This is a genomic window from Stenotrophomonas sp. YJH_SMC_94-11 (assembly GCF_059370435.1).
The window spans coordinates 35570-49626 of sequence record NZ_JCAFTR010000007.1; the positions used below are offsets into that span (position 1 = coordinate 35570).

At 67.1% G+C, this 14057-nt stretch carries 12 protein-coding genes; 3 read left to right on the forward strand and 9 right to left on the reverse strand.

Features of this window, described 5'->3' with window-relative positions:
* Positions 1-92 precede the first annotated feature (92 nt).
* Complete coding sequence (recJ, locus tag AC5P74_RS13200; RefSeq protein WP_053500953.1) at positions 93-1850, reverse strand: single-stranded-DNA-specific exonuclease RecJ; 1758 nt, start codon at positions 1848-1850, stop codon at positions 93-95.
* A gap of 158 nt (positions 1851-2008) precedes the next feature.
* Here recJ and AC5P74_RS13205 point away from each other — a divergent pair, with 158 nt between their 5' ends.
* Positions 2009-3049, forward strand: coding sequence for a DUF1176 domain-containing protein (locus AC5P74_RS13205; protein WP_346607830.1), 1041 nt, complete (start codon positions 2009-2011; stop codon positions 3047-3049).
* Between the two features lie 60 nt (positions 3050-3109).
* Here the strand turns inward: AC5P74_RS13205 and AC5P74_RS13210 are convergent, their stop codons facing one another.
* From AC5P74_RS13210 to dapB, 5 genes are all read right to left on the reverse strand, one after another.
* Complete coding sequence (locus AC5P74_RS13210) at positions 3110-4027, reverse strand: phosphoglycerate mutase (protein WP_065184938.1); 918 nt, start codon at positions 4025-4027, stop codon at positions 3110-3112.
* 4 nt (positions 4028-4031) lie between these two features.
* A complete protein-coding gene (gene greA, locus AC5P74_RS13215) occupies positions 4032-4496 on the reverse strand; it encodes a transcription elongation factor GreA (protein WP_026347191.1) in 465 nt (154 codons plus the stop codon).
* Between the two features lie 8 nt (positions 4497-4504).
* Positions 4505-7747, reverse strand: a complete 3243-nt coding sequence (gene carB, locus AC5P74_RS13220; RefSeq protein ID WP_065177614.1) for a carbamoyl-phosphate synthase large subunit — start codon at positions 7745-7747, stop codon at positions 4505-4507.
* Positions 7748-7895: 148 nt separating this feature from the next.
* On the reverse strand, positions 7896-9023 hold the full coding sequence (carA, locus tag AC5P74_RS13225) for a glutamine-hydrolyzing carbamoyl-phosphate synthase small subunit (RefSeq protein WP_346607832.1): 1128 nt from the start codon (positions 9021-9023) through the stop codon (positions 7896-7898).
* Between the two features lie 335 nt (positions 9024-9358).
* Positions 9359-10078 (reverse strand): 4-hydroxy-tetrahydrodipicolinate reductase, encoded by a 720-nt coding sequence (dapB, locus tag AC5P74_RS13230; protein WP_206620851.1) that lies wholly within the window; start codon positions 10076-10078, stop codon positions 9359-9361.
* Between the two features lie 143 nt (positions 10079-10221).
* Between dapB and AC5P74_RS13235 the strand changes: the two genes are divergently transcribed.
* A complete protein-coding gene (locus tag AC5P74_RS13235) occupies positions 10222-10683 on the forward strand; it encodes a DUF4304 domain-containing protein (RefSeq protein ID WP_065177640.1) in 462 nt (153 codons plus the stop codon).
* A 94-nt stretch (positions 10684-10777) separates the two neighbouring features.
* Here AC5P74_RS13235 and AC5P74_RS13240 read toward each other — a convergent pair whose 3' ends face one another.
* Genes AC5P74_RS13240 through AC5P74_RS13250 form a run of 3 tightly spaced genes read right to left on the reverse strand, consistent with a single transcriptional unit; the run spans position 10778 to position 13148 of the window.
* Positions 10778-11032, reverse strand: coding sequence for a DUF6587 family protein (locus AC5P74_RS13240; RefSeq protein WP_208164965.1), 255 nt, complete (start codon positions 11030-11032; stop codon positions 10778-10780).
* Positions 11032-12897 (reverse strand): ferrous iron transporter B, encoded by a 1866-nt coding sequence (feoB, locus tag AC5P74_RS13245; protein WP_346607833.1) that lies wholly within the window; start codon positions 12895-12897, stop codon positions 11032-11034. Before feoB ends, AC5P74_RS13240 begins: the two co-directional genes overlap by 1 nt.
* Positions 12894-13148 carry a FeoA family protein gene (locus tag AC5P74_RS13250; RefSeq protein WP_005416370.1) on the reverse strand — a complete coding sequence of 85 codons (255 nt, stop codon included), beginning with the start codon at positions 13146-13148 and terminating at the stop codon, positions 12894-12896. Before AC5P74_RS13250 ends, feoB begins: the two co-directional genes overlap by 4 nt.
* A 119-nt stretch (positions 13149-13267) precedes the next feature.
* On the opposite strand from AC5P74_RS13250, the gene AC5P74_RS13255 reads away from it, so the two are divergent.
* Complete coding sequence (locus AC5P74_RS13255) at positions 13268-14056, forward strand: enoyl-CoA hydratase/isomerase family protein (RefSeq protein WP_053499991.1); 789 nt, start codon at positions 13268-13270, stop codon at positions 14054-14056.
* The last annotated feature ends 1 nt before the right edge of the window (position 14057 follow it).

The following is a 14057-nucleotide window of genomic DNA, read 5'->3' on the forward strand; positions in this document are numbered from 1 at the left end:
GGGGTTGGGAGACCCAAAAAGGGGACGGAGGGGATTAAGTCGCTTATGCCCTGTTTGCCAGTTGCGACTTAATCCCCTCCGTCCCCTTTTTCTCAGGCGGGCAGGCAGTGTTCGACGATCAGCTGGATGGCGCTGCCGCCGCGATAGTCGTCGCAGGCCAGCCGGTAGGCGAGGTGCACGTGTCGGCCGGGCGCATTGCCGTGCCAGCCGCCGAAGTGGATCGCGTTGATCGTGCCAGGCACGCCCGGCAGGCGCAGTTCCAGCTTCAGGTGGCGCTCCTTCAGCACGCGCCAGTTGGCCACTTCGAAGTGGCCGTCGAACAGGGGTTCGGGGAAGCCCTGGCCCCATGGGCCGGCCAACCGCAGCGCATCGGCGTGGCGATGATCGAGCTCGTCCGCGGCCAGTTCGCCGTCGCTGAGCACCTGCTGCTGCAGTGCCGCCGGGTCGAGCATTTCCAGCACCACGGCGACGAAGGCGGCCTTGAAGTCATCAACGTGGTCAAGCCGCAGGCTGAGGCCGGCCGCCATGGCGTGACCGCCGAAGCGGTCGATCAGGCCCGGATGGCGCGCATCGACCAGCGCCAGGGCGTCACGGATGTGCAGCCCGGGAATCGAGCGCGCCGAGCCACGCAGCGTGTCGGCGCCCGGTTCGGCCGGAGCGAAGGCGATCACCGGACGATGCAGGCGATCCTTCATCTTCGAAGCGACCAGGCCGACCACACCGGGATGCCAGTCGGCATCAAACAGGCAGGCGGCCACCGGCCGTTGCCCGGCCATGTCCAGCACCACGCGGGTCAGGGCCTGCTCGGCATCGTCGGTCATCGACTGCTGCACGGCGCGGCGTTCCGCGTTGATCTGCTCCAGCGTCTGCGCGATCTCGCGCGCCTGGCGCGGATCTTCGGTGAGCAGCAGCGCGATGCCCAGCGCCATGTCTTCCAGCCGGCCCGCCGCGTTCAGGCGCGGGCCGAGTGCGAAGCCGATGTCGGTGGCAGTGAGCCGCGCGGCATCACGGCCGCTGGCTTCGATCAGCGCACGCAGGCCAACACAGCCCTGCCCCGCGCGCAGACGGCGCAGGCCCGCGCTGACCAGCGCACGGTTGTTCGGGTCCAGCGCTACCAGGTCCGCAACGGTGCCCACCGCCACCAGATCCAGCAGCGTGGTCAGGTCCGGCCCCTTGCCATCTGCGAAGACGCCGGCCTCGCGCATATGCCGGCGCAGCGCCATCAGCACATAGAAGATCACACCAACACCGGCCAGCGATTTGCTGGGGAAGGCATCGCCATCCAGGTTTGGATCGACGATCACGTCGGCCGGCGGCAGCTGCGGCCCCGGCAGATGGTGGTCGGTGACCAGCACCTGCCAGCCGCGCGCCTTGGCCGCGGTGACACCGGCATGGCAGGCAATACCGTGGTCGACCGTGACCAGCAGGTCCGGCTGCAGCGCGGCCAACTCTTCCACCAGCGACGGTGACAGGCCATAGCCATGCACCATGCGGTTCGGCACCGCGTGGAAGACGTGTTGCGCGCCGAGCATGCGCAGGCCACGCACGCCGACCGCACAGGCGGTGGCGCCATCGCAATCGAAATCGCCGACCACCAGGATGCGCTTGTCGTTGGCGATGGCTTCGATCAGCAGGCCCACTGCATCATCGATACCGGTCAGCAGCTCGGGCGCGTGTAGGCTTCCCAGTTTCGGCAGCGCCAGCTCTGGCGTTCCCGCACCACGGCTGGCATAGAGTCGGGCCAGCAATGGCAGCGTGCCCTCTGGCCAGCTGCCGGGCACGACCACGTCGCGGCGGCGGATCAGCGGTGTATCAGAGGGCGGCTGCGCAGCATCGGCGGCAAGGGACATCGGCATCGCCGGTTACGAAAGACCCGCACATCATAACGTGCACCGCTCCCCCGGTCGGCTGCCGCTGCTGACGAGGCAACTTGGCTCTTCGGCCAGCAGCATTTGGAATTCACGACCGCATCTTCCATGCTTGCCTGCCCTGGAACGGACTTCCATCCATGACCCGCACCCTGCTGACCGCGCTGATGGCACTCACCGTGGCCCCGGCTGCCCACTCCGCGACGCCTGAGCCCAGGCCCGGGGTCGAATTCGAACACAACGACTGGTCGCTGGCCTGTGACAACACCCGCACCTGCCGCGCCGCCGGCTACAGTCCGGAAGAACCCGGCAACCTGCTCAGCCTGATGCTTGAGCGCGCCGGCGGCCCGGGTGCGAAGGTGATCGCGCGGCTGCGCAATGGCGAGGATGGCGAAAGCCCGACGCCGACCGGGGCACTGCGCCTGCGCCTGAACGGCAAGGACCTGGGCGCGGTGCGCGACACCGGCGACGGGGACAAAGTGTTGTTGCAGCAGGCACAGACCGATGCACTGGCCGCCGCACTGCCGCGTCAGGCACGCATCGAGATCATCGACGGCAAGGGCAAGGCCTGGCCGATCTCCGACCGCGGTGCAGCGGCCGTACTGCTGAAGATGGACGAGGCACAGGGCCGGCTGGGCACCCCCGGTGCGCTGGTGCGGCGTGGCGACAAGCCCGAAGCAAGCGTGCCTGCGGCGTTGCCGGTGCCAGTGATCGTGCGCGGCACGCTGGTGGCACCGCGCGCCTCGGACGCGGCACTGGCGAAAGCACCGGGCCTGCGCAAGGCACTGATCGCCAGCCTGCCCAAGCCGGATGAATGCGGCCGCCTGAGCGATGGCGGGACAGATGAAATCGAGATCCAGCGACTGGACGCCCAACATGTGCTGGCAAGCACCAGCTGCTTCGTGGGTGCCTACAACTTCAGCAGCGGCTACTGGGTAGTGCAGGACAAGCCGCCGTACGAAGCACGCTTCGTCACGTCCGATGCAGAAGACTTCGATCGCGACGACGCTACGTTGAGCGGTCGCTTCCGTGGGCGCGGCGTCGGTGACTGCTTCTCCGGCCACGACTGGGCTTGGGATGGCGCGCGATTCGTGAAGAGCAGCGAGTTCACCACCGGGCAGTGCCGGGGCGTTGCGGGTGGGCACTGGACCCTGCCGACGGTGGTCAGCGAGGTGAAATGACACCAGCCGAGCATGGGCTCGGCTCTACAGTAGATCCACGCCATGCGTGGATAGCCCCGCTCAATCGTGCAGCTGGCGCGGCTTCTTCCAGAACTGCCAGCGCTGGCCACGGTCCAGCTGGAACTGCAGGCCATCCTCGAAGTCCAGTACCAGCCGCTGCAGTTCGCCACGCTTGAGCGCGGCCAGCAGCGGCCGGATCGCATCATTGCCGAGCTGCTGCAAAGAGCGCAGCTGGCGCAGGTCGACCAGCGCATCCACCGCCTGCTCGCCATCCACGGCCACACCAGCCGCCAGGGCCAGGCCCTGCAGCAGCGCGTCCCGGCTGCGCACCTGCGCGTGCGGCGTGCTGACCGACACCGGCATCACGCCACCGCCCCAGAACCACAGCGAATTGATCGGCTGTTGTCCCTGTGCGGCACGCTGCTGGTTCCAGGAATGGTTGTGCAGCAGCACCTGCGCCTCGGTCATCAGCGCCCGCCAGCGACGACCGCCCTCGCCTTCGGGCAGATGCGAGAACAGGTCATCGCCGAGGACCTCGTCGGGGCTGTCGAAGTCCGGCAGCTCGCTGTCGATCGGCAGCCGCAGGTACCAGCGCGAGGGATCGGGTGCGTCGAGCACGAAGCCGGCATCGGCGAACAATGGCTGCAGCACCGGCAGCAACGCGAGGCTGTCGGCCAGCGTCGGCCGCAGTGTTTCGCCGTAGGCCATCATCCGCGCGCCGTGCATGTCCGGCACCATGCAGGCCGGATCGGCACGCAGCCAGCTGGCACCGGCGGCATCGCCGACGTCGCGCTGGCGGGTCAACGCGGCCACCGGCCAGTGCGGCGCGGCAACCGAGAAATGGCGTGTCAGCTGCGCGCGCTCGCCCGGCACGACCTGCACCGTCGTGGCACGGCCGAGCGCGCGTGCCACATCGTCCGGCAGCGCAGCCGCGGCAAAGCGGCTGCGTGCAGGCAACAGCAGGGTCGCCGTCGCCACGCGGTCAGTCCACGTAGCTGACGCTGACGATCTCGTACTCGCGCTGGCCGGCCGGGGCGTCGATCACGATCGAATCGCCTTCCAGCTTGCCGATCATCGCCCGCGCCACCGGCGAGGAAATCGCGATCAGGCCCAGCTTGATGTCCGCTTCCAGGTCACCGACGATCTGGTACTTCTTCTCTTCGTCGGTTTCCACGTCGGCCAGCGTCACGCTGGCGCCGAACACCACCTTGGAGCCGGCATTGAGCTTGCTCACGTCGATGATCTCGGCGTGCGACAGCTCGCCCTCCAGCTGCTTGATGCGGCCTTCGATGAAGCCCTGTTCCTCGCGCGCGGCGTGGTACTCGGCATTCTCCTTCAGGTCACCGTGCTCACGCGCTTCGGCGATGGCGGCGATGACCTTCGGGCGCTTGACCGACTTCAAGTGATCCAGTTCGTCGCGCAGCTTCTGCGCGCCCTTCATGGTGATGGGGGCTCTCATGCATTCAACTCCTTGTGCAGCTCCTGCAGCGACCAGACGGGGCCGGTGCCGCGGAATTCCAGTGAATCCACCAGCGCCTTGGCGCCGGCAATGGTGGTCGAGTAGGTGACGCGGTGCTGCAGCGCCTCGCGGCGGATCGAGAACGAGTCGTTGATCGCCGAACGACCTTCGGTCGTGTTGACGATGTAGACGATCTCGCCGTTCTTGATCGAGTCGACGATGTGCGGACGGCCTTCGACCACCTTGTTGATGATCTCGCAGTCCATGCCGTGCTGCTGCAGCCACGCGGCGGTGCCACGGGTGGCGACCAGGCTGTAGCCACGCGCCAGCAGCGCCTTGGCCACCGGCAGCACGCGCTTCTTGTCCGGGTCGCGGACCGAGACGAAGGCCTTGCCGACCGGCGGTGCCTTGATGCCACCGGCTTCCTGCGCGCGCGCAAAGGCGGCGTTGAAGGTGCGGCCGACGCCCATCACCTCGCCGGTGGAGCGCATCTCCGGCCCGAGGATCGGATCGACGCCCTGGAACTTGGCGAACGGGAAGATCGCTTCCTTCACCGAGTAGTAGTCCGGAACGATTTCCTTGGTCGCGCCCTGCTCGGCCAGGCTCTTGCCAGCCATGCAACGGGCGGCGATCTTCGCCAGCGCCATGCCGGTGGCCTTGGACACGAACGGCACGGTGCGCGAGGCACGCGGGTTCACTTCCAGCAGGTAGATGGTGTCGGCACCCTCGTCGCTGGTCTGGATCGCGAACTGGGTGTTCATCAGGCCGACCACGTTCAGGGCCTTGGCCAGCTCCACCACCTGGCGGCGCAGTTCGGCCTGGGTTTCAGCCGACAGCGAATACGGCGGCAGCGAGCACGAGGAATCGCCCGAGTGCACGCCAGCTTCTTCGATGTGCTCCATCACGCCACCGATCAGGACGTTGCCATCCTTGTCGGCAATGATGTCGACGTCGCACTCGACAGCATTGTCGAGGAAGCGGTCCAGCAGCACCGGCGAATCGTTGGACACCTTCACAGCGTCGCGCACGTAACGGGCCAGGTCGGCTTCGCCGTAGACGATTTCCATGGCACGGCCGCCCAGCACGTAGCTCGGGCGCACCACCAGCGGGTAGCCGATCTCGCGGGCCAGCAGTAGGGCTTCCTGATCATTGCGGGCGATGCGGTTCGGCGGCTGCTTCAGGCCCAGCTTGTCCACCAGCTGCTGGAAGCGCTCACGGTCTTCGGCCAGGTCGATCGAGTCCGGGCTGGTGCCGATCACCGGCACGCCGTTGGCTTCCAGCGCGCGCGCCAGCTTCAGCGGGGTCTGGCCGCCGTACTGCACGATCACGCCCTTCGGCTGCTCCAGTTCGACGATTTCCAGCACGTCTTCCAGGGTCAGCGGTTCGAAGTACAGGCGGTCGGAGGTGTCATAGTCGGTCGACACGGTTTCCGGGTTGCAGTTGACCATGATGGTTTCATAGCCATCCTCGCGCAGCGCCAGTGCCGCGTGCACGCAGCAGTAGTCGAACTCGATGCCCTGGCCGATGCGGTTCGGGCCACCGCCCAGGATCATGATCTTGTCGCGGTTGCTCGGCGCGGCCTCGCACTCGTCCTCGTAGGTCGAGTACAGGTAGGCGGTACCGGTGGAGAACTCACCGGCACAGGAGTCCACGCGCTTGTAGACCGGGCGCACCTTGTGCGCACGACGCAGCGCGCGGATGGCGGCTTCGTTGGTGCCGGTCAGCTGCGCCAGGCGCGCGTCGGAGAAGCCAGCGCGCTTCAGCTTGCGCAGGCGTGCGGCATCCAGCGCATCGATGCCGCCGGCAGCGACTTCGGCTTCGGCCGCGATGATTTCCTCGATCTGGTCCAGGAACCAGTGATCGATGAACGACAGTGCGTAGATCTCTTCCACGCTCATGCCGGCGCGGAACGCATCGGCCACATAGAACAGGCGCTCCGGGCCCGGCGCCTTCAGCTCGCGACGCAGGGTCTGCAGGTCGTCTTCGTTGCCCAGGTCCAGGCCGGTCGGGTCGAAGCCGACCTTGCCGGTTTCCAGGCCACGCAGGGCCTTCTGCACCGACTCCTGGAAGGTGCGGCCCATCGCCATCACCTCGCCCACCGACTTCATCTGGGTGGTCAGGCGGGCATCGGCGGCCGGGAACTTCTCGAAGGCGAAGCGAGGGATCTTGGTGACGACGTAGTCGATGGACGGCTCGAACGAGGCCGGGGTCAGGCCGCCGGTGATTTCGTTCTTCAGTTCGTCCAGGGTGTAGCCCACGGCCAGCTTGGCGGCGACCTTGGCGATCGGGAAGCCGGTGGCCTTGGAAGCCAGCGCCGAGGAACGCGACACGCGCGGGTTCATCTCGATGACGACCACGCGGCCGGTCTTCGGGTTGATGCCGAACTGCACGTTCGAGCCACCGGTATCGACGCCGATCTTGCGCAGCACGGCGATGGAGGCATCGCGCAGGCGCTGGTATTCCTTGTCGGTCAGGGTCTGGGCCGGGGCCACGGTGATCGAGTCACCGGTGTGCACGCCCATCGGGTCCAGGTTTTCGATCGAGCAGACGATGATGCAGTTGTCCGCAGTATCGCGGACCACTTCCATCTCGAATTCCTTCCAGCCCAGCACCGACTCTTCCACCAGCACTTCGGTGGTCGGCGACAGTTCCAGGCCGCGGCTGACGATCTCGACCAGCTCTTCGCGGTTGTAGGCAATGCCGCCACCGCTGCCGCCCAGGGTGAAGCTGGGGCGGATGATGGTCGGATAGCCGACGCGGGTCTGGATTTCCAGCGCTTCGTCCAGGGTGTGGGCGACGGCGGCAGTCGGGCACTCCAGGCCGATCTCACCCATGGCCACGCGGAACAGCTCGCGGTCTTCGGCCATGCGGATCGCTTCGCGCTTGGCGCCGATCAGTTCGACGTTGTACTTCTCCAGCACGCCGTGGTCGGCCAGGTCCAGCGCGCAGTTCAGCGCGGTCTGGCCACCCATGGTCGGCAGCAGCGCATCGGGCTTTTCCTTGGCGATGATCTTCTCGACCGTCTGCCAGTTGATCGGCTCGATGTAGACGGCGTCGGCCATCTCCGGGTCGGTCATGATCGTGGCAGGGTTGCTGTTGACCAGCACCACGCGGTAACCCTCGTCACGCAGGGCCTTGCAGGCCTGGGCACCGGAGTAGTCGAACTCGCAGGCCTGGCCGATGACGATCGGGCCAGCACCGATGATGAGGATGGTCTTGAGGTCAGTGCGCTTGGGCATTTTCTTCTCTAAGTCAGTACAGCGTGACAAGGGGGGTGATCGCACGCTGTCGATCAGGAATCTTGATCCGCAGCGCCGCGCCAGGGGCAGCAGCGATGCGGGGTTTACGGTCCATCGCGACGCCACCGGCAGGCCGGCGGCGTACTGATCACGCCTTGGCCTGCTCCATCAGCGCCACGAAGCGGTCGAACAGCGGACCGACATCGTGCGGGCCCGGGGATGCTTCCGGATGGCCCTGGAACGAGAACGCCGGCACGTCGGTGCGGGCGACACCCTGGTTGGTGCCGTCGAACAGCGAACGGTGGGTCACGCGCAGGGTCGGCGGCAGGGTTGCTTCATCGATCGCAAAACCGTGGTTCTGCGAGGTGATCATCACCCGGCCACTGTCCAGGTCCTGCACCGGGTGGTTGGCACCGTGGTGGCCATGGCCCATCTTCATGGTCTTCGCGCCAGAGGCCAGGCCGAGCAGCTGGTGGCCCAGGCAGATGCCGAAGGTCGGGATCTTCACGTCGATGAAGGTCTTGATCGCGTCGATGGCGTAGTCGCACGGTTCCGGGTCACCCGGGCCATTGGACAGGAACACGCCGTCCGGCTTCAGTGCCAGCACTTCGGCGGCCGGGGTCTGCGCCGGCACCACGGTCACTTCGCAGCCGCGCTCGGCCAGCATGCGCAGGATGTTGGTCTTCACGCCGAAGTCGTAGGCCACGACCTTGAACCGGGCCGGCACGCTGACGAAAGCATTGGCATCCAGGTCCAGCTGGCCCTCGGTCCAGGTGTAGGTCTTCTCGGTAGTGACGACCTTGGCCAGATCCATGCCCTTCAGGCCCGGGAACTTGCGGGCGGCTTCCAGTGCCTTTTCCACGTCGATGTCGCCGGCCATCAGCGCACCGTTCTGCGCGCCCTTCTCGCGCAGGATGCGGGTCAGCTTGCGGGTGTCGATGCCGGCGATGGCGACCACGCCCCGCTGGATCAGCCAGTCCTGCAGCGACAGCTGGCTGCGCCAGTTGCTGGGACGGCGCGGGACGTCGCGCACGATCAGACCGGCCGACCATACCTTGGACGCTTCATCGTCCTGGTCGGTCATGCCGGTGTTGCCGATATGCGGATAGGTCAACGTGACCATCTGCCGGGCGTAGGACGGGTCGGTCAATACTTCCTGATAGCCGGTCATGGCGGTGTTGAACACCACTTCACCGACGGACAGGCCGGGCGCGCCTACGGATTCGCCCTCGAATACGGTGCCGTCTTCGAGGACGAGGATTGCGGCTTGGGTCACGGGAATCTCACTTTGGCTACCGAGGGGGCTGCCGAAGTCACGCCTGCGCTTCACGGAAATCCGGTTGCAAAAAAGCGCGGACGTACGGTCTGGGACCGGTCCGGCTTTCGTGATTCGGCGAGTGCGAATTGTAGCGCTGCCGGGACGCTCACGCCAGCGGTTATCGCGCTTCATGAACAGGCAATTGCGCATTCATTTCAATCCGGCCGGGTATGCGGGCCGGAGGCGGGGTCGGATCCATTCCCGAATGGGAAAGGCTCTGACCCCAGGCGCCCTCGGATGGGGTCAGAGCCCTCTCCGCTGGAAAGGGATCCGACCCCAGGAATCAACCCGCCTTACTGCAGCAGGTCCCGCACGCGGTAGCTGCCCGGGGCCCGGCCCTGCAGCTGGCGGGCGGCAAACAGGGCGCCGCGGGCGAAGATGTCGCGATTGGTGGCCCGGTGTACCAGCTCGATGCGCTCGCCCAGCCCGGTGAACTGCACCAGATGCTCGCCTACGATGTCGCCGGCGCGCAGGCTGGCGTAGTGCGGCTCCGCCCCGCCCCGCTGCGCGGCCGCGCCCAGGGTCAATGCAGTGCCCGATGGCGCGTCCTTCTTCTGGGTGTGGTGCGATTCGACGATGTCGCAGTCCCAGCCGGCCAGCGCCTGCGCCGCGCGCTCCACCAGTTCGTCCAGTACCGCCACGCCCAGGCTGAAGTTCGAGGCCCATACCAGCGGGATCTTCGCCGCCGCGGCGTCCAGCGCCTGGCGCTGTGTGCTGGAGATACCGGTGGTACCCGACACCAGCCCGGCACCCCGCTCCACGCACAGCGCCAGCATCGGGTCGAAACCCTCCGGCAGGCTGAAGTCGATCGCCACATCGAACGCCGGCGCACCGGGCAGCTCACTGGCGCCGAAGAACGGCACGCCATCGACCACGCGCTGTGCCGGCGCACGGCCGGTCACTGCAGCCACGATCCGCAGGGTTTCGGGATGTTCGGCGGCCAGCCGAAGCAGGGCTTGGCCCATGCGCCCGGAGGCACCGTGAATGAGCAATCGCAGAGGAGTCTGGTTCATGCCTGCAGGCTAGCGGCAGCACGCCCGCTGCGGCAAGCGCCATCGCTGCGATGCTGCATGCCCCTGCGGTGACGGGTTTGCCACTGGACGCGGCAACGCTCCCCTTCAAGTCTGTGGCCCTTCCCTCAGCCCGGGCAAAACCCATGAAATCCTCGACCGTCTTCAGCAAATGCGCCAGGAAGACCGGTTATGCCGGGACGTCGACCACGCGCTACCGCTTGCTGGATGCCGCCCTGCTTGTCGTTAATCACCAGCGCGCCAGCGAAAGCCGGGGCTTCTATGTGAATGCTGGACTCTACTTTCCAGAGCTGCTCGCGTATCCCCTCGCGCCTGACGATCTTGAAACGGCTTTCCGGTACCGCTCCAGCATTCCCACGCCCCATGTCGACTGGCGGATCGAAGAAACGCCGGGCCTGCGCCGGACCTTCATCCAGCAGGATCTTGATGACCTGCTGGAGGCCGGCAACCGCGACGCGCTGAAGGCCCTGCTGCTCGATGCCCTGGCCGACGTGGCGGGTTTCGCAGCAGCCCATGGAAACCGCGAATCGGTGCGGCGATTGAATCAGGGCGGGAACTTCCGCGCGATCATCCGCAGAGAGGTCTGAATCCGGCCTGCGTCCGGTAGATCCACGCCATGCGTGGATGAAGCCCGCAAGTGTGCGAACCAGGGTTCGCACCCACCAGAGCAGGAAAGCAGCGTCAGCGCTGCTTCGGCGGAGTCGGCCCGCAGCTGTCGCACCCCCCACAGCCCCCCCCCCCACCACTGGCCGGCGGCGCGATCTTCCGCCCCAGCGCCTGCAGCCAGGCCGCGCGACCCGGCTTCAGCAGGGCCAGCGCCAATGCGCCGCGCAGCTTGCGTACGGTACCGGGGAACTGCTTCTTCAGCACCACCCAGGCGCTGACCAGCACGGCCACCGCGATGATCAGGTACTGGATCAGCAGCCCGGTATCCATCAGCCGCCTCCCAGCGCCCTGGTCACCTGGTAGGTGATCAGCGCGGCCACGTAAGCCGCGGCAAACAGGTAGAACGCGGCAAAGCCCATCTGCTTCCACGAGTTGGTCTCGCGCTTGATGGTAGCCAGCGTCGAGATGCACATCGGGGCGTAGATGTACCAGACCAGCAGCGACAGGGCCGTGGCCAGCGACCAGCCATCGCTGATCAACGGGGTCAGCGCCTGGCTGGCGGCATCGTCATCGGCGGCCGACAGCGCATACACGGTGGCCAGCGAAGACACCGCCACCTCACGCGCGGCCAGGCCCGGAATCAGCGCGATGCAGATCTGCCAGTTGAAGCCCAGCGGTGCGAAGAACACCGCCATCGCATGGCCGATCCGGCCGGCGTAGCTGTAGTCGATGGCCGGCATCGTGGCATCGGCCGGGGCCGCCGGGAACGACAGCAACACCCACAGCAGGATGGTCAGCGCCAGGATGATGCCGCCGACGCGCTTGAGGAAGATCATGCCGCGCTCATACAGGCCGACCGCCAGGTCACGCACATGTGGCAGGCGGTACGACGGCAGCTCCAGCATCAGCGGATGCTCGCTCTTGTCGCGGCGCCACTTCTTCATGATCCAGGACATCGCCAGCGCACTGAGGATGCCGGCGGCGTACAGGCCGAACAGGACCAGGCCCTGCTGGTTGAACACCCCCCACACCGTCTTCTGCGGAATGAACGCACCGATCAGCAGGGCGTACACCGGCAGGCGCGCCGAGCAGGTCATCAGCGGTGCGACCAGGATGGTGGCCAGGCGGTCACGCGGGTCCTGGATGCTGCGCGTGGACATGATGCCCGGCACCGCGCAGGCGAAGCTGGACAGCAGCGGGATGAACGAGCGGCCGGACAGGCCGGCGGCGGCCATCATGCGGTCGAGCAGGAACGCCGCACGTGGCAGGTAGCCGGATTCCTCCAGCACCAGGATGAAGAAGAACAGGATCAGGATCTGCGGCAGGAACACCACCACGCCACCGACGCCGGCGATGATGCCGTCGGTCAGCAGGCTGGCCAGCGGACCCTCCGGCAACACGCCGCCAACGAGAGCACCGAGCCAGGCGAAGCCAGCCTCGATGCCATCCATCAACGGCGTCGCCCAGGCGTACACCGCCTGGAAGATCAGGAACATCACCACTGCAAGGCTGATCAGCCCGAACACCGGGTGCAGCAGCCAGCGGTCCAGCGCGTCGTCGATCTTCGCGGTCCGCGCCGGCATCCGCACGGCGACCGACAGGATCTCGCGCACCTTGGCGTGGTAGTCGATGCCACCTTCCGGGCCCGGCACCGGTGCATCCAGGTGCGGCACCATCGCATCGAGGCGCTCGACCAGGGCCTTGGCACCCTGCTTGCGCACCGCTACGGTCTCCACCACCGGTACGCCCAGCTCGCGCTCCAGCGCGGCCACGTCCACCTGGATGCCACGCCGCTGGGCGGCATCGACCATGTTCAGCGCCACCACCATCGGCTTGCCCAGCTCGCGCAGTTCCAGCGCGAAGCGCAGGTGCAGGCGCAGGTTGGTGGCATCGATCACGCACAGCAGCACGTCCGGCGCAGCTTCGCCCGGGTAGAAGCCCCGGCACAGGTCACGGGTGATCGCCTCATCCAGGCTGGCCGGATGCAGGCTGTAGGCACCCGGCAGGTCGAGCACGGCGAATTCGCGGCCGGACGGCGCGCGCAGGCGACCTTCCTTGCGCTCTACGGTGACGCCGGTGTAGTTGGCGACCTTCTGCCGGCTGCCGGTCAGCTGGTTGAACAGCGCGGTCTTGCCGCTGTTGGGGTTCCCGACCAGCGCGATGCGCAGCGGTGAGGCGGAGACAGTGGCGGTCATGCACGTCGTTCCTGGCTGGCAGCGTCGACCACGACGCGCTTGGCTTCACTGATCCGCAGCGCGAACCGGGTGAACCCGACCTGCACCAGCAGCGGCTCGCCCCCCACCGGGCCCTTGGCCACCAAGCGTACTTCCTCGCCATTCACGAAACCCAGCTCGCGCAGGCGACGGGCAATGGCATCGTTGGCATGCAGGTCCTGCACGGACTCGACCACGGCCGAGGTGTGCAGCGGCAGTTCGGACAGCGTCATCTAGCGTGTTCTCTGCTGGATGTAAATGGTTCTCGATTCTAACATTCCCGCGTCGCGTCATGGCCCATGACCAATGGCCCGCTATGATCCATACAGGTATGGAGTGACCTTGGAATCCCATGAACGATGCTTTGCAGATCGAGCGCCGTGGCGCTGTCCTCACCCTCTGGCTGAACCGGCCGGAGCTGCACAACGCCTTTGACGCCAGCCTGATCGCCCGGCTGACTGCCGCACTGGAAGCCGCCGGCGGCGATGATTCGGTCCGGGCCGTGGTGGTCGCCGGTCACGGCGCTTCCTTCTCGGCCGGTGCCGACATGCAGTGGATGCGCGGCATGGCCGCCGCCAGCGAGGCCGACAACCGCGAGGACTCGCTGGCCCTGGCGCGGCTGATGCGCACCCTGGACGAGCTGCCCAAGCCGACCCTGGCCCGGATCCATGGCGCCGCCTTCGGGGGCGGCGTCGGCCTGGTCGCCTGCTGCGACATCGCCATCGCCAGCACCTCGGCCCGCTTCGGCCTGACCGAAAGCCGCCTCGGCCTGCTGCCGGCGGTGATCTCGCCCTACGTGATCGAGGCCATCGGCCCGCGCCAAGCGCGGCGCTGGTTCGCCACCGGCGAGCACTTCGACGCCGATACCGCGCTGCGCATCGGCCTGGTCCACCAACTGGTCGAGCCCGAACGCCTGGACGAAGCCCTGGAACGCCAGCTGGCCCTGCTCGACAAGGCCGGCCCGATCGCCTCGTCCACCGCCAAGCAGCTGGTGCGGCAGGTCCGCGACAGCCATGACCGCGACGCGCTGGATCGGGATAATGCCGCCCTGATCGCGCGCCTGCGGGTGTCCGCCGAGGGCCAGGAAGGCCTGGGCGCCTTCCTCGACAAGCGCGCCCCCCACTGGGTCACGGAAGCCTGAA

Bases quoted from the DNA above. Each gene is read 5' to 3' on its own strand.
- recJ (WP_053500953.1), bottom strand. From the start codon at position 1,850: ATGTCCCTTGCCGCCGATGCTGCGCAGCCGCCCTCTGATACACCGCTG.
- AC5P74_RS13205 (WP_346607830.1), top strand. From the start codon at position 2,009: ATGACCCGCACCCTGCTGACCGCGCTGATGGCACTCACCGTGGCCCCG.
- carB (WP_065177614.1), bottom strand. From the start codon at position 7,747: ATGCCCAAGCGCACTGACCTCAAGACCATCCTCATCATCGGTGCTGGC.
- dapB (WP_206620851.1), bottom strand. From the start codon at position 10,078: ATGAACCAGACTCCTCTGCGATTGCTCATTCACGGTGCCTCCGGGCGC.
- AC5P74_RS13235 (WP_065177640.1), top strand. From the start codon at position 10,222: ATGAAATCCTCGACCGTCTTCAGCAAATGCGCCAGGAAGACCGGTTAT.
- AC5P74_RS13240 (WP_208164965.1), bottom strand. From the start codon at position 11,032: ATGGATACCGGGCTGCTGATCCAGTACCTGATCATCGCGGTGGCCGTG.
- feoB (WP_346607833.1), bottom strand. From the start codon at position 12,897: ATGACCGCCACTGTCTCCGCCTCACCGCTGCGCATCGCGCTGGTCGGG.
- AC5P74_RS13250 (WP_005416370.1), bottom strand. From the start codon at position 13,148: ATGACGCTGTCCGAACTGCCGCTGCACACCTCGGCCGTGGTCGAGTCC.
- AC5P74_RS13255 (WP_053499991.1), top strand. From the start codon at position 13,268: ATGAACGATGCTTTGCAGATCGAGCGCCGTGGCGCTGTCCTCACCCTC.